This window comes from Streptococcus sciuri (assembly GCF_024814375.1).
GTDB classification, from domain to species: domain Bacteria; phylum Bacillota; class Bacilli; order Lactobacillales; family Streptococcaceae; genus Streptococcus; species Streptococcus sciuri.
Window position 1 is genome coordinate 44,204 of sequence record NZ_JANUXX010000001.1, and the last position, 21,405, is coordinate 65,608.

Below are 21,405 nucleotides of genomic sequence, written 5' to 3' on the forward strand. Positions count from 1 at the left end.
GATGGAAAAAACACTAACGCACTTTTTACAGGCAAAAAAAGAAACAGGTAATGGCATTTTTATTCCTTACATCATGGCAGGTGATCACGATAAAGGGATTGATGGATTAGCTGAGACGATTGCATTTTTAGAAAAATTAGGAGTGTCTGCTGTTGAGATTGGAATTCCTTTTTCAGATCCTGTTGCAGATGGTCCAGTCATTGAGCTTGCTGGTAATCGTAGTCTGAAAAATGGCACAACTCCTCATACGATTGTACGTACGCTAAAGGCGATTAAGACAGAGTTACCATTGATTATCATGACCTATTTTAATCCGATTTTTCAGTACGGTTTGGATCAGTTTATCACTGACTTAGCGGACACGCCTGTCAAGGGACTTATTATTCCGGACTTGCCACACGAGCAAGATTATTTTATCAAACCACTGCTTGAGGAAGCAGACATTGCCCTTGTACCACTGGTGAGTCTCACCACAGGACTTAATCGTCAAAAAATGCTGGTCGAAGACGCTGAGGGTTTCATTTACGCTGTTGCTGTCAATGGAGTGACCGGTAAGACAAGCAGTTACCGCAACGACTTGGACGGTCACCTCTCACGTTTACGAGACCTAGCCTCTATCCCAGTTTTGACAGGATTTGGCATTTCGACGCACGAGGATGTCGAGCGTTTCAATCAAGTCTCAGACGGTGTTATTGTTGGCTCTAAAATTGTTCAAGCCCTAGCTGAACACAAAGAAGAGGAAATAGCTAGCTTTATTAGAGAAAGCTTGGGGTAAATGGCACAAGGAGCTATCTCTATGAAATATAATATTTATAATTTTTCTATCCCCAAATTGGTATTTATATAACGATGTGATACACTCAATGTAAGCACAGCCTATCTGTAGTATAAGAATAGTTAGGAGAAATATTATGATAAAAATCAATTTTAAACAGCTATCTTCCAAGTTATTGAAAATTAAAGTTGTAACCAGCGGTTGTGGAACTAGGCGGACACACCAAACTAAAAGGTTACTCTAAATTATTATTTTTAGAGTATTTTATTAGATAACACATTTAAAAGTTTAGGTATTACTACAGGTAGGTTATCGCTTTTGGGGAGAGGTTAAAATGGAACTCAAATTACAGAGAAATTATTATTATCATTATTTTGGCAATGAATTGTTTGTTATTGGAAGCAATGAGAATTATTTGTTAAATGAGTATCAAACTTTATTGATTGAAGTTATAAATAACGATGGTCATTTGCGTAATTTAGTTCACCATTTTTTAGATGTTGTATTAGATGTAGAAGAAGCTTAAATAGTTGACTTGCTAGAGAGCCCTTAAAAATATGCTTAAAAAGGGTCTAATTATTGAATCTCCGACAAAATCTGACTCACTTAGCATTTACGGTGAAGTCGGAAAATTTTTTCCTAAAAAATAGTCATAGAGCTAACAAATAAGTGCCATTTAAACTGTATTCATTGCTATAAACAATCTAGTCCTTTAAAAAGGCAGTTTTTAAATTTTAATGATTTAGTTACATTTTTAGATAAAATGAAGGGAAGTGTATATGAGATTCAATTGATAAGAGGTGAGCTGATGGTTCATCCAAAATTTAATGAAATCGCAAAATATGTGACCAATAACTTTGAATTTGTCACAATGACAACTACAGGGCATTTCATTAATTCTAGAAATATTGAATTAATAAAAAGATTTTCTTTTATCCAAGTGTCATTGTATCACTATAAATCTGAGATAAATGATAAGATTACAAAGAAAAAACAGTCATTGAGGAAAACTCTTAAAGGGATTGAATATCTTATAAAGTCAGTAAGATTTGGATTGTTTAGTCATTTAGGGAGAGGGACTTTTATTCAAGCGGACTGGGTTCTTAGTAAGCAACGAGTGGAAAACGTTTCTGATTTATTGTCTGAAGTTTTAACAGGTGATAGTGGGTTATCAGGTGGGCAAAAGCAGAGATTCTTGTTAGTTCGAGTCTTACTGCAGGATAAAGAAATGTTATTGTTGATTGAGAGTTTATCTGCTTTAGTTCAAGCAACTTTTGATAGACTAGAAGCCTACCTAACATCTCTAAAAGGTAAAATGCTTATCCATATTTCACACCGCTATTCAGAGGTGTCAGCTTCTCTATATAATGAGGTTATAAAGATTGAGAACTGAGGGTCCCCTATTGTATAATGGTGTAAGATAGTTTAAGCTCATATCTAAATAAAATGACAGTAAAGGAGATTAAAAGACATGACAAATCCTTGGAAGGAAATACCTTTATCAGATTACGAAAATCATATGCAATTGGATTCGGTTATGCAGTTACAAACGATGAACCAAATGATGAAGGAACAATTTAATACCTATCCCGTCCATTCAACGATTATTTTAGGTGTTGCAGGCGGTAATGGTCTAGAACACATTGATAAAAATAAATACAAAAAGGTGTATGGTATTGATATTAACAAAGCCTACCTAAAAGCAGTGACAAAAAGATATTCAGCCCTTTCTGATAGATTAGAATGTATTGCATTAAATCTAATTGAAGAAACAGATAAACTACCTCAAGCAGAATTATTAGTTGCCAATTTACTCATTGAATATATTGGGTATGATTGTTTCAAAAAGGCGGTTGAACAGATACAACCCTTGTATGTTTCCTGCATTATCCAAATCAATATAGATGACACATGGGTGTCTAATTCTCCTTATCTTCATGTTTTTGATAATCTTGATAAAGTACATCATCAGATGGAGGAAAGTTTAGTGATTCAAACGTTAGAAGAAATCGGATACCATCTCATCAAGCAGATTGAAACTCCTTTACCAAATGGAAAACAATTCGTTCGATTAGAATTTAAACAGTAGTTTTTAATAGAGTTATGCCTTATATTTTTGAGATAAGTATAAAAAATAGCTCTTTATTATTAAAGTATCTCGAAAATTTGGTATAATAGAAACAGTTAGTACCTTTTAAGAAGTGTGCACAGAAAAAAGGAGGATCTATGACGATTAAAATTGGATTATTAGGATTTGGGACAGTTGCTAGCGGAATTCCATATTTATTTCAGGAAAACGGACAAAAAATTGAAGAAGCTGCTAAAGATAGATTAAAAATTGCCAAAGTCTTGGTTAAAGACGATGCTGAAAAAGAACGACTTGTCGCCGCTGGACATGCCTACAACTTTGTGACGGATGTAGATGCGATTTTGAGTGACGACGATATTCAAATTGTCGTTGAGTTGATGGGGCGTATTGAGCCAGCAAGAACCTTTATCACAAAAGCGATAGAAGCTGGTAAGCACGTGGTGTCAGCCAATAAAGATTTGATTGCAACACATGGGAGAGATTTGATTGCTCTTGCACAAAGAAAGGGTGTTGCTTTCTATTATGAAGCTGCTGTTGCAGGTGGTATCCCTATCTTACGTACATTAGCTAATTCGCTCACTTCTGACAAGGTGACACGTATCTTAGGTGTCTTAAATGGAACATCTAACTTTATGATGACAAAGATGGTGGATGAGGGTTGGACATATGATGCAGCACTTGCGCAAGCACAGCATCTAGGCTATGCAGAAAGTGACCCAACAAATGATGTTGAGGGAATTGATGCTGCCTATAAAGCAGTTATTTTGAGTCAGTTTGGTTTTGGGATAACCATTGATTTTGACCAAGTAGACCATCAAGGTATCTCAACTATCACACCTGATGATGTGGCAGTTGCACAAGAGTTAGGCTATGTTATCAAGTTAGTTGGTGACATACGTGAGACTACCTCTGGTATATCTGCTGAAGTTTCACCAACTTTTTTACCTAAAGAGCATCCACTAGCCAATGTCAATAACGTGATGAATGCTGTCTTTGTTGAATCTATCGGTATTGGTGAGTCCATGTATTATGGACCAGGAGCTGGTCAAAAACCGACAGCAACATCAGTGGTAGCGGATATTGTGCGCATTTCACGACGTTTGTCAGATAATACAGTTGGTAAACCCTTCAATGAATTTAGAAGAGAAACACGCATAGCAGATGCTAGTGATGTCAAAAGTCATTACTATTTTGCCATTACAACACCAGATGAAAAAGGTCAGCTTCTTCGTCTTGCTGACTTGTTCAACGCTGAGGACATCTCATTTGAGCAAGTTTTGCAACAAAAAGCAAGCAATAACCACGCACGTGTCGTCATTATCACACATAGTATGAGTAAGACACAACTCGTACATATCACTGAAAAATTATCATCTATTAGTGATATGACTCTACTCAATACATTTAAGGTCTTAGGGGAATGAGTATGAAAATCACAATTCCGGCAACGAGTGCTAATATTGGTCCAGGTTTTGACTCAGTGGGAGTTGCTGTTAGCAAATACCTTACGATTACCATCTTAGCTCCATCTACGAAGTGGGAAGTGCACCATAATTTGGAGAATATTCCAAGGGATGAACGTAATCTTCTCATCAAAACTGCACTTAAGGTTAAGCCTGATTTGTTGCCACATAAGATTGATATGGTTTCTGATATTCCTTTGGCGCGTGGTTTGGGATCATCAAGTTCTGTTATTGTCGCAGGGATTGAGTTGGCTAACCAGCTAGGCAACTTAGGTCTCAGCAACCAGGACAAGCTTGATTTAGCAACACAAATAGAGGGACATCCTGATAATGTCGCCCCAGCTCTTTTTGGAAATCTCGTTGTGGCTAGTTACACAGGTGAGCAAGTAACGAGTGTTGTTGTGCCTTTCCCAGAGTGCGCTTTTGTAGCTTTTATTCCAAATTATGAGTTGAAAACGAGTGACAGTCGTCATGTTTTGCCAGCCACTTTTGATTACAGCGAAGCAGTTAAAGCGAGTAGTATCGCTAATCTAGCAGTTTCTGCTCTTTTGGTGGGGGATTTGACAAAGGCTGGACGAGCGATAGAAGCTGATTTATTTCATGAGCGTTTTCGTCAACAGTTAGTGGCCGAATTTGCTCCTATTAAGGCTGAAGCGCACAAGATTGGTGCTTATGCAACTTATCTCTCAGGAGCAGGACCTACCGTCATGACTCTGATAGCAAAAGATTATGTTGTACCTTTTGTAGAGAGATTATCGCAGCTACATCTTGACGGAGAAATAGAAGTTTTAAATCTTGATACCAAAGGCTTAGTAGTGACTCGATAGCAAATAGGATAAAATGGCTAACCATAAAGCCATTTTTACTTTAGAGAAGAAAGGAACATTATGACGTATCAAGAAGCTCTAGAGTGGATACATAGTAAGCTTGTTTTTGGGATAAAACCAGGTCTTGAGCGTATGGATTGGCTGCTTGGGCAGCTAGGGCATCCTGAGCAAAATCTATCAGCTGTTCATATCGTTGGTACAAATGGTAAAGGATCTACAACGAGTTATTTGCAACATATTTTTAGTTTAGCAGGTTATGAGGTAGGAACTTTTACATCGCCTTATATCTTGGATTTTAGAGAGCGTATTAGTATTGATGGTGAGATGATATCAAAAGCTGATTTTATGCAGGTTGTTGAGCGTATAAAACCTGTTGTTGAGCGTCTTCCTCTAGAAACTGATTTAGAACCTGCGACAGAGTTTGAAGTGATTACGCTCCTAATGTTTGAGTACTTTGGACACGTTCATCCTGTGGATATTGCCTTTATCGAGGCTGGTATGGGTGGGCTTTATGACTCGACGAATGTCTTTAAAGCTTTAGCTGTCGTTTGTCCCTCAATTGGGCTTGACCACCAAGCAGTACTCGGTGAGACACATAGGGAAATTGCTCAACAAAAGGTTGGAGTTTTAGATGATAAAGTGCCTCTGATTTATGCTAGTAGCAGAGCTGATGTTGAGCAAGTTTTCCAAGAAAAAGCAAGGAAGACTAGCAGTCCAACTTATCGCCTAGGCCGTGCGTTTACTATAACTATTACAGGTGATACATTCACCTATCGAAAAGATACGCATGTGATTTCTGATATTCATTTGCACCTTCTTGGGAAACACCAGATGGCAAATGCTAGCCTAGCTATTACAACGAGTTTCTTATTAAAAAACACTTACCCTAGCGTGACAGATAGTATCATCAAAAAGGGATTAGAGAGTACGCAATGGGCAGGACGCACAGAGCTTATAATGCCAAATCTTATGATTGATGGTGCTCACAACAAAGAAAGCATAGCAGCATTGGTCGCTGTGATGCAAACTTATACTGATAAACCTATCAAGATTCTTGCATCTGCTATTAATACTAAGCCTGTAGAGGCTATGTTAGAGCAGCTAGAAACTTTAGGTGAAGTTAGTGTGACCACTTTTGACTACCCACGAGCGATTGCCTTGCAAGCTTATCCCAAAAAGTATTCTCGAGTGAGTTCTTGGCAAGATTGGGTTGATGGTGCGGATAATCCTGATATTTTTTATCTCATTACAGGGTCTTTGTACTTTATTGCACAAGTTAGACAGTATCTTACAAAGGAGAAATCATGAATATAGGAGCTTATCAAGTAGACGGTAGCGTAGCTATCATGGGAATTTTAAACGTGACACCAGATTCTTTTTCAGATGGTGGTAGGTATGATAGTGTGGATCGTGCATTGGAGCAAGCGAAATGTCTTATAAAAGATGGTGCTAGTATTATTGATATTGGTGGAGAGTCTACAAGACCAGGTGCTAGCTTTGTTTGTGAAGAGGAGGAAATCAAACGTGTAGTTCCAGTTATAAAGGCAGTTCGAAAAGCTTTTCCAGACATTCTCATCTCTATAGATACGTATAAAACGTCGGTCGCTAGAGCAGCACTGGATGCTGGTGCTCATATTTTGAATGATGTCTGGGCAGGACTTTATGATGGTGGTATGCTTGCATTAGCTGCTCAAAAAAATGCTCCTATCATTCTTATGCATAATCAACAAGAAGAAAACTATCATGATGTGACACAAGATGTCTGTAATTTTTTGAGCAAGCGAGCACAGGCTGCAAGAAAAGCAGGTGTGCCTAGAGAAAATATTTGGATTGATCCAGGATTTGGTTTTGCCAAAAATGAAAAGCAGAACGTCGAGTTGTTAAAAGGGTTAGAGCGTGTAACTTGTCTAGGTTATCCTGTACTTTTTGGAATTTCACGCAAGCGTACAGTGAATTATCTGCTTGGTGGTCAGCGCAACATGCTAGAGCGTGACGAGGGAACAGCAGCTCTATCTGCTTGGGCTCTGATGAAAGGTTGTCGCATCGTGCGAGTACACAACGTTAAAGCTAACAGGGATATTGTCCATGTCGTTGGACAGTTGGTGAAATAGATGGATAAGATATATTTAGAAAATTGTCGTTTTTATGGCTATCATGGAGCGTTTTCAGAGGAGCAGATTTTAGGCCAAATTTTCAGAGTGGATTGTATCTTGTCTGTTGATTTGACTGTGGCTTCACAGACGGATAAGTTAGAAGATACAGTACATTATGGTCAGGTTTTTGACCATATCAGGACACATGTTGAAACAAAACGTTATGCCCTGATTGAGCGTCTAGCAGGTGTGATTTGTGATGATTTACTGGACACATTTCCTAAAATTACTAAAATTACCCTCAAAATAACTAAAGAAAATCCTCCCATCAATGGTCACTATGACGCTGTAGGGGTTGAACTGGAGCGTGAACGTCATGAGTAAAGTTTATCTTAGCCTTGGCAGTAATATGGGAAATCGCAAAGCTTACCTTGAGGAAGCAGTTTTAGCAATCAGTCAGTTAAAGGATACAAAGTTGGTAGCGGTATCTTCCGTCTATGAGACAGCTGCTTGGGGCAATACAAATCAAGCTGATTTTTTGAATCTTTGCTGTTTGCTTGAGACAAGCTTATTACCAAATATTTTGTTAGAAAAAACACAAGCTATTGAGAATCAACTGGGGCGTATGCGCCATGTGCATTGGGGACCAAGAACCATTGATATTGATCTTCTTCTTTATGATGACCAGACAGTAAATAGCAAGCTTCTTATCATTCCTCATCCTTATATGTGCGAACGTGCCTTTGTATTAAAACCTTTGTTAGACCTTGAGGCGACATTATCTCTGCCAAACGGTGATAAACTAGCTGATTATCTAGACAGACTTGATACAACTGATATTCACTATCACAGCGATTTGAGTTTGCCAAGCAGTGCTCTAAAACAGTAAAATGACAGATTTGGGTGTTTCAAACTTAGAAAACTTGATACAAAAAGGTCAATGTAAGAAAAATAGATTGGATTATCCAATCTATTTTTCTATGAAATAAAAGCTTTGGTTCTTTAAACCAATCTCTTGAACGGAAATGTATTTTTTGAGTTGTTTGAGTTCTGCTTTGTTTGTGACAAGAGTGATGACGACTCCTTTGTGTTGCATGCGTCCTGTCCGTCCTGCACGGTGTATATAATTATCTTTATCGTGGGGTAGCTCTGCGTTAATCACATAATCTAATCCTTCAATATCCAGACCCCGAGCTACTAAATCAGTAGCTAGTAGAAGGGAAAATGCCCCTTGTTTAAACTTATCTAGTATGATTTTTCGGAATTTAACATTGATGTCGCTAGCAAGAGAGATGGCAGATGTCTGATGAAACTGCAAACGTTCTTCGCAAGCTCCAAGCTCAGATAAGCTATTGAAAAAAACTAGTGCTTTCAAATGTGGAATGTTTGATAACTTGCGTAAAAAAGTTGTTTTATATCGCTTATCCAGCATGACATAGTAGTGCTGGATAGGCGTAGTCATCGTATCAGATAAGTCAATGGTTACAGTATCATCTGCTAAAGCCTCTCGTGTAATCTTTGGTGTAGCTGAGATGTAAACCATCTGATGCTCACGTGGCACGTAGTGACAGATTTTACTAACAAAGCTATACTGAGAATCATTCAGTAGATCATCAAATTCATCTAGGACAATGGTCTCCACTTTCATCATTTTGATTTTTTTGAGTTTGACCAGATCAAAAATCCGTCCAGACGTTCCGATGAGAATTTCGGGTTCTTTTTTTAAACGTTCCATTTGGCGTTTCTGACTAGAACCTGATAAAAAGAGTTGTGCTTGTAAGCCAAGGGGATTAGACCATGTTTTGCACACTTCAAACAACTGTCCTGCTAATTCTGAGTTGGGTGCTAAAATCAGCAGCTGTTGCGCTTTTTTAGGTTGTAGTTTAAGGAGCAAGGGAAAAAGATAAGCTAAGGTTTTTCCTGTTCCTGTCGGGCTTATACCAAGGACGTTTTGTCCTTTGGAGATAGGATTAAAAAGTGCTTCTTGGATAGGGGTCAGTGTCGTAATCCTTTTTTCCTCAAACAGTATATTCCAACTATCAGGGAAACGCTTCATACATAGTTCCTCGTTTTCTTTTGTTTTTACTATTACAATTATATCAAAAAACTTAGGAGAAAGAAGTGTTCTAAAGTGTGGATTTTATTTAAATTGTTATTTTTAGCTTTTCAAATAGGAAATATGTAGTAAAATAGATAAAGAAGCTTTTTATGAACGGAGTAACTATGCGTAAAAAACCAATTATCATCGGTGTAACTGGTGGATCTGGTGGTGGTAAGACCAGTGTTTCAAGAGCTATTTTGTCTCATTTTCCAGATGAAAATATAGCTATGATTGAGCATGATTCTTACTATAAAGATCAGAGTCATTTGACTTTTGAGGAGCGTGTCGTAACGAACTACGACCATCCGTTAGCATTTGATACAGACTTGATGATTGAGCATTTAAATGAGTTGATTGCAGGACGCTCAGTAGATATTCCTGTTTATGATTATACACAGCATACACGTAGTAGCAAGACATATCGCCAAGAACCTCAGGATGTCTTTATTGTAGAAGGTATTTTAGTCCTTGAGGATAAACGTTTGCGTGATTTGATGGATATCAAAGTCTTTGTTGATACAGATGATGATATTCGTATCATTCGTCGAATAAAGCGTGATATGGAAGAGCGTGGGCGTAGTTTAGATAGCATTATCGAACAGTACACTAGTGTGGTCAAGCCAATGTATCATCAGTTTATTGAGCCAACAAAGCGTTATGCCGATGTGGTTATTCCTGAGGGAGTCAGCAATGTTGTAGCGATTGATTTGATTAATACTAAAGTGGCAAGTATTTTGAGTGCATCAACATCAGACTAATCTTTGAGGACTTGGAGATACCCAAGTCTTTTTAACAAAAAAATCAAAAAAGTTTTACAATTGTTATTGACAAAATAATCTGAAAAATATATACTGGTGCTAACAACATTCAAGGAGAAGTCAAATGCGTACAGTTTCAATCGTTTTGCTATTGAGGTGTCTGGGCTAGTGCAGAAGCATTAGTCCTGTTTGGCTTAGTTACCAAGCGGGAAAAACATCTCGCTTGGTAGTGGGATGTTTTTTAGTATATTAGAAAAGGTGATGACAATGCAAACAGTTGAATTTCTTGATACCACACTTCGTGATGGTGAGCAGACACCAGGGGTTAATTTTTCAATCAAAGAAAAGGTTGCAATTGCGAAACAGCTTGAAAAATGGGGTATTTCTGCCATTGAGGCAGGATTTCCAGCAGCGAGTCCTGATTCTTTTGAAGCGGTCAAACAAATCGCTAATACAATGACAACAACGGCAGTAACAGGTTTGGCACGTTCGGTTAAGTCAGATATTGATGCTTGTTACGAAGCGCTAAAAGATGCCAAATATCCGCAATGCCATGTTTTTATTGCAACTAGCCCAATTCATCGTGAGTTTAAACTCAAAAAATCAAAAACAGAGATTTTAGAACTTATCAAAGAGCAGGTTAGTTATGCTCGTAAATATTTTGATGTAGTTGAGTTTTCACCCGAAGATGCCACACGTACGGAACGAGATTATCTCTTGGAAGTTTGTCAAGTAGCTGTGGATGCAGGAGCAACTTATATCAATATCCCTGATACAGTTGGTTTTACAACACCAAAAGAGTATGGTGCTATTTTTAAGTATCTCATTGAAAATGTCAAATCAGAACGTGAGATTATCTTTAGCCCACATTGTCACAATGACCTTGGTATGGCAGTGGCAAATACTCTAGCTGCTATCAAAAATGGTGCTGGTCGTATTGAAGGAACTGTTAACGGTATTGGTGAGCGTGCTGGAAATGCAGCACTTGAAGAAGTAGCTGTAGCGCTCAATATCCGAGAAGACTTTTATCAAGCTAAAAGTTCTATTAAGCTTGATGAGACGCTCAATACTGCTGATTTGGTATCACGTTTTTCAGGAATTGCTATTCCAAAGAATAAAGCAGTTGTTGGTGGTAATGCCTTTTCACACGAGTCTGGTATTCACCAAGATGGTGTGTTGAAAAATCCATTGACCTATGAAATCATTACACCAGAGCTTGTCGGTGTAAAGAAAAACTCGTTGCCGCTTGGTAAATTATCTGGGCGTCATGCTTTCATTGAAAAGCTAAAAGAACTTGAATTGGATTTTGACGAGACGGAGATTAAGAGTTTATTTGCTAAATTTAAAAAATTGGCGGATAAAAAACATGAGATTACAGATGCTGATATTATTGCTCTTGTTTCAGGAATTGAAATTGAAAATCCAGAAGGTTTCCACTTTAGTAATTTAACCCTCACCTCAAATAGCGATGAGACCAATACAGCGGAAGTCTTTATGACCAATACAGATGGTGAAGAAGTAGCTATATTAGCTAATGGGAAAGGATCTGTTGAGGCGATTTACAATGCTATCGACAAATTTTTCAACCAGACGGTTAAGCTCCTTAGCTATACCATTGATGCTGTGACTGATGGGATTGATGCGCAAGCGCATGTATCAGTGTCTATTGAAAACGTGGACACAGGTACTATTTTCAATGCTTCTGGTATTGACTTTGACGTTTTAAAAGCAGGAGCTATAGCTTATGTCAATGCGAATGCTCTTGCACAAAAAGAAAACGCTGGTGAAATGAAGAAAAAACTGTCCGAAAAAGAGTTCTAAAGAGGTATCTATGACAAAGAAAATTGTAACGTTAGCAGGAGATGGAATTGGTCCTGAAATCATGGTTGCGGGTTTAGAGGTTTTAGCTGCCGTTGCAAGTAAGGAAGGTTTTTGCTATGAAATTGATGAGAGAGTCTTTGGTGGTGCAGCGATTGATGCTGTTGGCACTCCTTTACCTAAAGATACACTAGAAGCGGCTAAGTCATCAGATGCTATTTTATTAGCAGCTATTGGAAGCCCTCGGTATGATACAGCTCCGATTAGACCAGAGCAAGGCTTACTTGCCATTCGCAAAGAACTAAAGCTTTTTGCGAATATTCGTCCTGTGCAGATTTTCAAAGCGCTTAGACACTTATCGCCACTTAAAGAAGATTTTATTAGGGACGTTGATTTTGTTGTTGTTCGTGAATTAACAGGTGGCATCTATTTTGGTGAACACCATCTCAAAAGAGATAGTGCACAGGATATCAATGCTTATACTACTTTTGAAATTGAGCGTATCTTACGAAAAGCTTTCGAATTAGCAAGAAGTCGTAAAAAAAGAGTGACAAGCATTGATAAACAAAATGTTCTTGCCACCTCAAAACTGTGGCGGAAAGTTGCTAATCAAGTTGCAAAAGATTATCCAGAAGTAACACTAGAACATCAACTAGTGGATAGCGCTGCCATGATGATGATTACAAATCCTAGTCGATTTGATGTCATCGTGACAGAAAATCTTTTCGGTGATATTTTATCTGATGAATCAAGTGTTTTATCTGGAACGCTTGGTGTTATGCCATCAGCCAGTCATTCCGTTGATGGACCTAGTCTTTATGAACCCATTCACGGATCAGCACCAGATATTGCAGGTCAAAACCTTGCCAATCCTATCAGCATGATTTTATCAGTTGCTATGATGTTACGCGAGAGTTTTGCAGAAAAAACAGCTGCGCTTATGATTGAAAAGGCAGTTGAAAAAACGCTATCAGAAGGTACACTAACAGCCGATCTTGGTGGAAATGCAACAACAAGCGAAATGACACAAGCGATTGTTAGCAATCTGTGACATGGTACGGTTTATGATTGCTAGTGTGACATGGTGTAGTGGTTTGCCTGTTCTTTCTTGTCAGCTATTACCTTTGGAGGATGATAAATGAGTGGAAAATCCATTTTTGATAAATTATGGGAACGTCATGTGATTACAGGTGAAGAAGGGGAACCCCAGCTCATGTATGTTGACCAGCACTATATCCATGAAGTGACCAGTCCGCAAGCCTTTGATGGTTTGAGAGAGTCAGGGCGCAAAGTGCGTCGTCCTGATCTTACTTTTGGAACGTTTGACCATAACGTTCCTACCGTCAATATTTATGATATTCGTGATGTTATCTCCAAAGCGCAGATGGATGCTCTTGCTCGGAATGTCAAGGAATTTGATATTCCTCATGCTGATCATGGTTCAGAGCTACAAGGTATCGTCCATATGGTGGGACCAGAGACAGGACGTACACAGCCAGGTAAGTTTATTGTCTGTGGCGATAGCCATACGGCAACACACGGTGCCTTTGGTGCGATTGCCTTTGGTATTGGAACAACAGAAGTAGAGCATGTTTTTGCAACTCAAACGCTTTGGCAGGTTAAACCCAAGAAACTCTTGGTACGCTTCATTGGACATCCTCAAAAGGGTGTCTATGCCAAAGATTATATCCTTGCTTTGATTGCTAACTATGGTGTAGCAGTTGGTGTTGGTTATGTTGTGGAGTACCAAGGTGAAGCAATTGATCATCTTAGCATGGAGGAGCGGATGACCATTTGCAATATGTCCATTGAGTTTGGTGCTAAGATGGGTATTATGAATCCTGATCAGATTACCTATGATTATCTAAAAGACAAGCCTCATCGTCCCAAGCGCTTTGACGAAGCAGTCTCTGACTGGAAGACGCTGGTGTCCGATGAGGATGCGACTTATGATAAGATTATCACACTTGATGTATCAGAGCTAGCACCGATGGTAACTTGGGGAACCAATCCTTCCATGGGAGTTGCTTATGGTGAAGCTTTCCCAGAGAGTCGTGATCTTAATGATGATAGGGCTTATGCTTATATGGATTTAAAACCTGGGCAAACAGTTAGCGATATTGAGCTGGGTTATGTCTTTTTAGGCTCTTGCACAAATGCTCGTTTGAGTGATTTGCAGGTAGCTGCTCGCTTTGTCAAAGGTAAACATGTTGCTCCTTGTGTGACAGCTATTGTTGTTCCAGGGAGTCGTCCTGTCAAAAGAGCAGCTGAAAAACTGGGACTTGATAAAATCTTTAAAGAGGCAGGATTTGAATGGCGTGATCCAGGTTGTTCCATGTGTTTGGGGATGAATCCCGACAAGGTACCAACAGGTGTCCACGTTGCTTCCACGAGCAATCGCAATTTTGAGGATAGACAAGGTGTCGGTGCTAGAACACACCTTTGCAGTCCTGCTATGGCAGCGGCAGCAGCTATTTTTGGACGTTTTGTCGATGTAAGAGAACTAGAGGATGTGACTTAGCAAGGAGAAGTATGGAAAAATTTACCGTCTATACAGGAACGACTGTTCCTTTGATGAATGACAATATCGACACTGACCAGATTTTGCCCAAGCAATTTTTAAAGTTGATTGATAAAAAAGGATTTGGCAAGTATCTCATGTATGAATGGCGATACTTAGATCATCACTATACGGAAAATCCAGACTTTATCTTTAATCAAGCACCTTATAAAAAAGCAGGTATTCTCATCACAGGTGACAACTTTGGGGCAGGATCTTCACGTGAACATGCTGCGTGGGCGCTAGCGGACTATGGCTTTAGAGTAGTGATTGCGGGATCTTTCGGTGATATTCATTACAATAATGAACTCAACAATGGAATTTTACCTATTGTTCAGCCAAGGGAGGTGCGCAATCGTCTTGCAAAACTCTCTCCTCAAGAGACTCTAACGGTTAATCTTGAAAAGCAGTTGCTCATCACGCCTATAGGTGATTTTCATTTTGATATTGATGGAGAATGGAAACATAAACTCCTGAATGGTTTAGATGATATTGGCATCACACTGCAGTATGAGGATTTAATCACAGCTTATGAAAAGCAACGACCAGTTTATTGGCGAGATGAAGAAAAATAATTTTTGAACATTTTGAAAAAAACTTGAAAAGTTAGATTTTACATGATAGACTATATCTTGTGAGCCATTTATTTGTCAAATTAATGATGATAACATTAAAAAGTAGAAAGTAATATAGGAGAGGAAACTGAGATGACAAAACATATTCAATGGGATGGTAATCTTTCGCAGGAAGGATTTGAGATTATGCGAGGCGAAGGTGGTGTTATTGTTTGCCCAACGAAGGTTGGCTACATTATCATGACAGCTGATAAAAAAGGGTTGGAGCGTAAGTTTGCAGCCAAAGAACGCAAACGAAATAAACCAGGTGTTGTGCTTTGTGGTTCGCTTGAGGAGCTTCGTAGTTTAGCACAGCTAACGCCAGAAATTGATAGTTTTTACCAAAAACATTGGGATGAGGATATTTTGCTTGGTTGTATTCTTCCTTGGCGCAAAGATGCTTATGAGAAACTCGTTGCTATCGGTGATGGTCGTGAAGAATTGATGACAGACAGTCGTGGTACTTCATGCTTTGTCATTAAGTTTGGTAAAGCGGGTGAGCAACTGGCTAAGGAAATGTGGGAAAAAGAAGGTCGTATGGTTTATGCGTCATCGGCTAACCCATCTGGTAAAGGAAATCGTGGTAAGGTTGAGGGAATTGGTGAGCGAATTGAGTCTATGGTTGACCTTGTGATTGAGGCAGACGATTATGTAGCATCTATCCAGCCAGACAAAACTGTCGAGACACGCTATGAGCAAGGCGTTATGGTATCTATGGTGGATAAGGATGGTAAGCTTATTCCTGAGCAAGGTGCAAGCAGTCGTTCGGTTACACCTTGCCCAGTCGTTATCCGTAAAGGGCTTGACATTGATAAAATCATGATGCATCTGTCAGATACATTTAACTCTTGGGACTATCGCCAAGGTGAATATTATTAAAAACAATAAATATATATAAAACAATTGGTATTACTTACCAATTGTTTTATTTTATTAATGATAAAAATAGAAATGCAGTATTTTTGTTATCACATTTTAGTATGAGTAATGATATAATGGGAAGATAGAAGTTTTGTTATGAGAATCAATGATAGTTATCAAATAGAAGTAAAGAAAAACAATTAGGGAGTAAAGATTGAAGTCAATAGAATTATTTGCAGGTGCTGGAGGTTTAGCACTAGGTATCGAAAAAGCAGGTTTTGAGACAATTGGACTGGTAGAGTTTGATAGTGCGGCTGCTGAAACATTGAAATATAATCGACCGAATTGGAATGTGATTCATGATGATGTGGCGAATATTTCAAAACTAGATTTGGAAGATTATTTTTCAATCAGAAAAGGGGAATTAGATTTGTTAAGCGGAGGTGCACCCTGTCAATCTTTTTCTTATGCAGGAAAACGATTAGGATTGGAAGATACACGAGGAACATTGTTCTATCACTACGCTGTTTTCTTGGAAAAGCTGCAACCGAAAATGTTTCTTTTTGAAAACGTCAAAGGCTTGACTAGTCATGACAAGGGAAAAACTTACGAAACAATTTTGAATGTTTTTGAATCGGAAGGCTATACGGTACAAACAAAAGTTCTGAATGCTTGGGATTATGGTGTTGCGCAAAAACGAGAACGAATGATTATGGTTGGGATACGTAATGATTTAGCAAATAAAACTTCTTTTGAATATCCAGAGGCACATAATTATAAACCTGTATTACGAGATATTTTGATGGATTGTCCACCAAGTCAAGGAATGCAGTATTCGGAGTATAAGCGAAAAATATTTGAATTAGTACCTCCTAGTGGCTATTGGAGAGATATTCCCGAGGACATTGCAAAAGAGTATATGAAGTCGACTTGGGATATGGGAGGAGGTCGTACAGGCATTTTACGACGCATGAGCCTTGACGAACCATCGTTGACTGTCTTAACATCTCCAACTCAAAAGCAGACTGAACGTTGCCATCCTTTGGAAGCACGCCCATTTACCGTTCGTGAGAATGCACGTATTCAAAGTTTTCCAGATGATTGGGAATTTCAAGGAAGTGTAGGAAACCAATACAAACAGGTGGGAAATGCTGTTCCTGTAAATCTAGCTTATGAAGTAGGATTGAAAATAAAAGAGAGTTTGGAAGCGTTATAAATGTGGAATTTATCATTTATTAGTGAGGACGATTTTTATAATCATGTTCAATTGACGATAGATAAATACGGAGAGAAATTATAATCCTTTGATTTGAAACGATTTAATAAAAATATTGTTGATCCGATAAAATTGATTTTTGATAAGTCTGTCTATAGAAGTTCGTGGGAACAAATTATAAGTAATGAAATTTTTAGACAACGTGATAAATCAAATAATAATGATATTGGTTATTTTCATCAAACTATTTTCAAATAGATTAAACATTGTAGAGTTCCAAATAATGGAGAAGAAGGTGGCTGGGATGTCATTTTTGAAAATCCAGTGGGGATAACCATGCCAGACGGTTCTCGAGTTAGTCGTGTCTATGTGGAAATGAAAAATAAACATAACACAATGAATTCTGCTTCTTCTGGAAAAACGTTCATCAAGATGCAAAACCAATTGCTACAAGATGATGATTGTGCTTGTTTTTTAGTTGAAGCAATCGCAAAAAATTCTCAGAATATTAAATGGGAGCCAAAAGTTGATGGGCAAAAAATGGGACATAAATATATTAGACGTGTTAGCTTAGATCGATTTTATGCACTTGTGACAGGTCAAAAAGATGCCTTTTATAAGATGTGCATGGTTTTACCAGAAGTTATCAATAAGGTTGTATCAGAATTAGATTCTTCAACTATTCCAAATGATACAGTATGTGATGAAATTAGAGAAATTGCTGCTCAACAAAACTATAATTCTGAAGATTTATCTATTGTAATGGCTATCTATTTTCTAGGATTTACTAGTTATTTAGGGTTTGAACAGTCATGATAAAAAGGAATCGTTATTTTTGAGGAAAAATGTTATAATGAAAAACATGTCAGAAAAGAAAGGAAAGTGTAATGAAAAAAGCAATATTTGTCAGAGAAGGTCAAATGGCTATTCAAGATGTTGCCGTGCCAGAAATCATAGAGCAGGATGATGTAATTATCCGAGTGGTTCGGACCTGTGTTTGTGGTTCTGATTTGTGGGCTTACAGAGGAGATGATACCAAGGAAGAGGGTTCTGATAATTCAGGGCATGAAATCATTGGCATTATCGAGAAAGTAGGATCAGCTATCAATACAGTTAAGGTGGGTGATTTTGTTATCGCACCTTTCACGCATGGCTGTGGGCACTGTGCTGCTTGTCGTGCTGGATTTGAAGGAGGTTGCCAAAGTCACTCAGCTACAACCAACTTTTCACATGGGTACCAAGCAGAGTATGTGCGCTATACGCATGCAGATTGGTCACTTGTTAAAATTCCAGGGCAACCAGAAGACTACAGAGAGGGTATGTTAAAATCTTTCCTAGCACTAGCAGATGTGATGCCAACGGGCTACCACGCTGCACGTGTGGCAAATGTTAAAGTAGGTGATACGGTTGCTATTGTAGGAGATGGTGCAGTCGGTCTATGTGCAGTTATTGCAGCTAAACTGCACGGTGCAAAGCGTATTATCATTATGAGTCGTCACAAAGATCGTCAACAATTAGCACTTGAGTTTGGAGCGACAGATATAGTTGCTGAGCGTGGTGAAGAGGGAATTGCCAAAGTCTTAGAATTGACAAACGGTGATGGTGTAGATGCAGCACTTGAGTGCGTAGGAACACACTTGTCTACCGAGACTGCCATTGCTATTACTAGACCTGGAGCTGTAGTTGGTCGGGTAGGCGTTCCTCATACAGAGGACATCAATATTGGAGATTACTTCATGAAAAATACTATCTTTGCAGGTGGTCCAGCTTCTGTGACGACTTACGATAAAGCTGTGCTTTTAAAAGCTGTGCTTGATGGTGTTATCAATCCAGGAAAAGTTTTCACACAGACTTACAGACTCTCTGAAATTAACCAAGCTTACAAAGATATGCAGGAGAGAAAAACGATAAAAGCAATAATGACTATTGATTAATATTAGGAGAAGGCAGGGTGAGATTAGAATCCTGCCTTTATGAACACTTTCTCTAGGCAGTGATGAGTGAAATATGCTATAATAAAAAATATGGAAAAAGCACAGAAAAAAGAAAATTATCAACTCATGATAGCACAGGCAAAAGCACTATTTGATGATGAAAGAAATGCCCTTGCAAATCTCTCCAATGCTTCAGCTCTTTTAAAACAATCGTTGCCAGACAGCGTTTTTGCAGGTTTTTATCTCTACGATGGCTATGAACTTGTTTTAGGACCTTTCCAAGGACAGGTCTCTTGTGTTAGAATTGCGCTGGGTAAGGGTGTCTGTGGGGAAGTGGCTCAATCACACCAAGCTATGATTGTTGATGATGTGATGAAACATGCCAATTATATCGCTTGTGACTCGGCGGCAAGAAGCGAGATAGTTATCCCTATGATAAAGGAAAATCGTTTGATTGGTGTTTTAGATTTGGATTCTGGGAAAACAGCGGATTATGATACTGTTGACTTAGAATTTTTACAAAATTTTCTCTCTATTTTACTAGCCAAAACAGATTGGAACTTCTCGATGTTTGAGGTGAGAACGTAATGTATCAGGCATTGTACCGTAAATACCGTAGCCAGACGTTTGATGAGATGGTGGGACAGTCTGTCATTTCGACAACACTCAAGCAGGCGGTGGCTTCTGGTACGTTTAGCCATGCTTATCTCTTTTCAGGTCCACGAGGAACAGGAAAAACAAGTGCAGCCAAGATTTTTGCAAAAGCAATGAATTGCCCTAACCAAGTAAATGGTGAGCCTTGTAACCATTGTGATATTTGCTTAGATACTACAAATGGTGTCCTTGAGGATGTAATTGAAATTGATGCAGCATCAAACAACGGTGTTGATGAAATCCGTGATATTAGAGATAAATCAACTTATGCACCGAGTCGTGCTACTTATAAAGTTTATATCATTGACGAAGTACATATGTTATCGACGGGTGCTTTTAATGCACTTTTAAAAACGCTCGAAGAGCCGACAGAAAACGTTGTCTTTATTCTGGCGACGACAGAATTGCATAAGATTCCAGCGACTATCCTCTCTCGTGTGCAACGTTTTGAGTTTAAGGCGATTAGGCAGCAGGCGATAGAAAATCATCTAATATCTATTTTGGCTCGAGAAGACGCTTCCTATGAGTCTGAGGCGATAACGCTTATTGCTAGACGAGCAGAAGGCGGAATGCGGGATGCTCTATCTATTCTTGATCAAGCATTGAGTCTTAGCAAAGACCACCATGTGACACTAGCTATTGCTGAAGAGATAACAGGCAGTATCTCTCTACAGGCTTTGGATGATTATGTCTATCATATCGCTCAAAAGGATGCTCAGGCAGCTCTAAAAAACTTGACGATAATTTTTGAAAGTGGCAAAAGTATCAGCCGTTTTGCAATAGATTTGTTGGTTTATCTGCGAGATTTACTGGTAGCTAAAGCAGGCGGAACTTTCTCTCATCAGACTGAAACATTTAAGGATAACATGTCCTTGGAGAATGGTATTCTGTTTGATATGATTGATAAGGTCACGTATCAACTGAATGTCATCAAGTCAACTAGTCAACCAAAGATTTATGCTGAAATGATGACCATTCAATTAGTTGAGCTAGTAGAGACTACCTCCTCTTTTTTACCAGAAAATGTAGAAGCTGAGCTTGCTGATTTACGCACTGAGCTTGCTGATTTGAAAAAAGAGTTGGAGAACTTTCACATACAAGCATCTAAAAGTAAAACAGTTCCTGCTAGGACTAAGAATCCGTTCACTTATAAGGTGGATAGAGTAAAGATTTTGACTATTATGGAGGAAACAATGGTTGATAGTCAAAAATCACGTGAGTATCTGGATGCTCTAAAAGGTGCTTGGAATGAAATTTTAGAGAGTTTGTCCGTTCAGGATAGGGCGCTTCTTCGTGGTTCTGAACCGGTACTGGCTAATAGTGAAAATGCCATTTTAGCATTTGATGCTGCTTTCAATGCTGAGCAGGCGATGAAACGTTCAGATCTCAATGCCATCTTTGGCAATATTATGAGTAAGGTTGCGGGTTTTTCTCCTAACATCCTTGCTGTGGGGCGTTCAGACTTTAACAGCATTCGTGGTGAGTTTGCACAACAAAGGAGAAATCAACAGTCGGATATATCAACTAAGGACAACAAGTTTGCTTTACATGTTCCAGATACTTTTCATTTTTTAGAGGAAAAGATTGAACTTGTGGATGATTAGTAGATAAAAAAGAGACTGAAGTAGTCTCTTTTTTATGA

22 protein-coding genes and 1 pseudogene are annotated in these 21,405 nt (G+C 38.6%); 22 read left to right on the forward strand and 1 reads right to left on the reverse strand.

Annotated features, from left to right (window positions below; all coding sequences use genetic code 11):
- Nucleotide 1 precedes the first annotated feature (1 nt).
- From trpA to folK, 11 genes are all read left to right on the forward strand, one after another.
- Complete coding sequence (gene trpA / locus NXS10_RS00250; protein WP_259136425.1) at nt 2-775, forward strand: tryptophan synthase subunit alpha; 774 nt, start codon at nt 2-4, stop codon at nt 773-775.
- 136 nt (nt 776-911) lie between these two features.
- Entirely contained in the window at nt 912-1,019 is a 108-nt protein-coding gene (locus NXS10_RS08680; RefSeq protein ID WP_444544868.1) for a TQQ cross-linked RaS-RiPP peptide, read from the forward strand.
- A gap of 90 nt (nt 1,020-1,109) precedes the next feature.
- Nucleotides 1,110-1,301 carry a hypothetical protein gene (locus NXS10_RS00255; RefSeq protein WP_259136428.1) on the forward strand — a complete coding sequence of 64 codons (192 nt, stop codon included), beginning with the start codon at nt 1,110-1,112 and terminating at the stop codon, nt 1,299-1,301.
- Nucleotides 1,302-1,427: 126 nt separating this feature from the next.
- Complete coding sequence (locus NXS10_RS00260) at nt 1,428-2,168, forward strand: radical SAM protein (RefSeq protein ID WP_259137300.1); 741 nt, start codon at nt 1,428-1,430, stop codon at nt 2,166-2,168.
- Between the two features lie 78 nt (nt 2,169-2,246).
- The gene (locus NXS10_RS00265) at nt 2,247-2,864 is read left to right on the forward strand and encodes a methyltransferase type 11 (RefSeq protein WP_259136430.1); all 618 of its coding nucleotides are present in this window, start codon (nt 2,247-2,249) and stop codon (nt 2,862-2,864) included.
- Between the two features lie 137 nt (nt 2,865-3,001).
- Nucleotides 3,002-4,288 (forward strand): homoserine dehydrogenase, encoded by a 1,287-nt coding sequence (locus NXS10_RS00270; protein WP_259136432.1) that lies wholly within the window; start codon nt 3,002-3,004, stop codon nt 4,286-4,288.
- A 2-nt stretch (nt 4,289-4,290) separates the two neighbouring features.
- Nucleotides 4,291-5,154 carry a homoserine kinase gene (thrB, locus tag NXS10_RS00275; RefSeq protein ID WP_259136434.1) on the forward strand — a complete coding sequence of 288 codons (864 nt, stop codon included), beginning with the start codon at nt 4,291-4,293 and terminating at the stop codon, nt 5,152-5,154.
- A 60-nt stretch (nt 5,155-5,214) separates the two neighbouring features.
- On the forward strand, nt 5,215-6,462 hold the full coding sequence (locus tag NXS10_RS00280) for a bifunctional folylpolyglutamate synthase/dihydrofolate synthase (protein WP_259136436.1): 1,248 nt from the start codon (nt 5,215-5,217) through the stop codon (nt 6,460-6,462).
- Nucleotides 6,459-7,265 (forward strand): dihydropteroate synthase, encoded by an 807-nt coding sequence (gene folP / locus NXS10_RS00285; RefSeq protein ID WP_259136438.1) that lies wholly within the window; start codon nt 6,459-6,461, stop codon nt 7,263-7,265. The genes NXS10_RS00280 and folP overlap by 4 nt, the downstream gene beginning before the upstream one ends.
- Nucleotides 7,266-7,631, forward strand: a complete 366-nt coding sequence (folB, locus tag NXS10_RS00290) for a dihydroneopterin aldolase (RefSeq protein ID WP_259136440.1) — start codon at nt 7,266-7,268, stop codon at nt 7,629-7,631.
- Nucleotides 7,624-8,136: a 2-amino-4-hydroxy-6-hydroxymethyldihydropteridine diphosphokinase gene (gene folK, locus NXS10_RS00295; protein WP_259136442.1), complete on the forward strand. Its 513-nt coding sequence runs from the start codon at nt 7,624-7,626 to the stop codon at nt 8,134-8,136. Before folB ends, folK begins: the two co-directional genes overlap by 8 nt.
- Nucleotides 8,137-8,217: 81 nt before the next feature.
- Here the strand turns inward: folK and NXS10_RS00300 are convergent, their stop codons facing one another.
- On the reverse strand, nt 8,218-9,303 hold the full coding sequence (locus NXS10_RS00300; protein ID WP_259136444.1) for a DEAD/DEAH box helicase: 1,086 nt from the start codon (nt 9,301-9,303) through the stop codon (nt 8,218-8,220).
- A gap of 167 nt (nt 9,304-9,470) precedes the next feature.
- On the opposite strand from NXS10_RS00300, the gene udk reads away from it, so the two are divergent.
- The 11 genes and pseudogenes from udk (at nt 9,471) to dnaX (ending at nt 21,367) form a co-directional block, all read left to right on the forward strand.
- Nucleotides 9,471-10,106: a uridine kinase gene (gene udk, locus NXS10_RS00305; RefSeq protein WP_259136447.1), complete on the forward strand. Its 636-nt coding sequence runs from the start codon at nt 9,471-9,473 to the stop codon at nt 10,104-10,106.
- Between the two features lie 267 nt (nt 10,107-10,373).
- Nucleotides 10,374-11,927 carry a 2-isopropylmalate synthase gene (locus NXS10_RS00310; protein WP_259136450.1) on the forward strand — a complete coding sequence of 518 codons (1,554 nt, stop codon included), beginning with the start codon at nt 10,374-10,376 and terminating at the stop codon, nt 11,925-11,927.
- Nucleotides 11,928-11,937: 10 nt separating this feature from the next.
- A complete protein-coding gene (leuB, locus tag NXS10_RS00315; protein WP_259136453.1) occupies nt 11,938-12,975 on the forward strand; it encodes a 3-isopropylmalate dehydrogenase in 1,038 nt (345 codons plus the stop codon).
- A gap of 87 nt (nt 12,976-13,062) precedes the next feature.
- The gene (gene leuC / locus NXS10_RS00320) at nt 13,063-14,445 is read left to right on the forward strand and encodes a 3-isopropylmalate dehydratase large subunit (RefSeq protein ID WP_259136454.1); all 1,383 of its coding nucleotides are present in this window, start codon (nt 13,063-13,065) and stop codon (nt 14,443-14,445) included.
- A gap of 11 nt (nt 14,446-14,456) precedes the next feature.
- Nucleotides 14,457-15,059, forward strand: a complete 603-nt coding sequence (leuD, locus tag NXS10_RS00325) for a 3-isopropylmalate dehydratase small subunit (RefSeq protein ID WP_259136455.1) — start codon at nt 14,457-14,459, stop codon at nt 15,057-15,059.
- Nucleotides 15,060-15,191: 132 nt separating this feature from the next.
- Nucleotides 15,192-15,977: an L-threonylcarbamoyladenylate synthase gene (locus tag NXS10_RS00330; protein WP_259136456.1), complete on the forward strand. Its 786-nt coding sequence runs from the start codon at nt 15,192-15,194 to the stop codon at nt 15,975-15,977.
- A 196-nt stretch (nt 15,978-16,173) separates the two neighbouring features.
- On the forward strand, nt 16,174-17,175 hold the full coding sequence (locus tag NXS10_RS00335) for a DNA cytosine methyltransferase (protein ID WP_259136457.1): 1,002 nt from the start codon (nt 16,174-16,176) through the stop codon (nt 17,173-17,175).
- A pseudogene (locus NXS10_RS00340) lies at nt 17,176-17,991 on the forward strand (Eco47II family restriction endonuclease).
- A gap of 71 nt (nt 17,992-18,062) precedes the next feature.
- Entirely contained in the window at nt 18,063-19,109 is a 1,047-nt protein-coding gene (locus NXS10_RS00345; RefSeq protein WP_259136459.1) for a zinc-dependent alcohol dehydrogenase family protein, read from the forward strand.
- A 90-nt stretch (nt 19,110-19,199) separates the two neighbouring features.
- On the forward strand, nt 19,200-19,697 hold the full coding sequence (msrC, locus tag NXS10_RS00350) for a free L-methionine (R)-S-oxide reductase MsrC (protein ID WP_259136460.1): 498 nt from the start codon (nt 19,200-19,202) through the stop codon (nt 19,695-19,697).
- Nucleotides 19,697-21,367, forward strand: a complete 1,671-nt coding sequence (gene dnaX, locus NXS10_RS00355) for a DNA polymerase III subunit gamma/tau (RefSeq protein ID WP_259136461.1) — start codon at nt 19,697-19,699, stop codon at nt 21,365-21,367. The genes msrC and dnaX overlap by 1 nt, the downstream gene beginning before the upstream one ends.
- Nucleotides 21,368-21,405 lie beyond the last annotated feature (38 nt).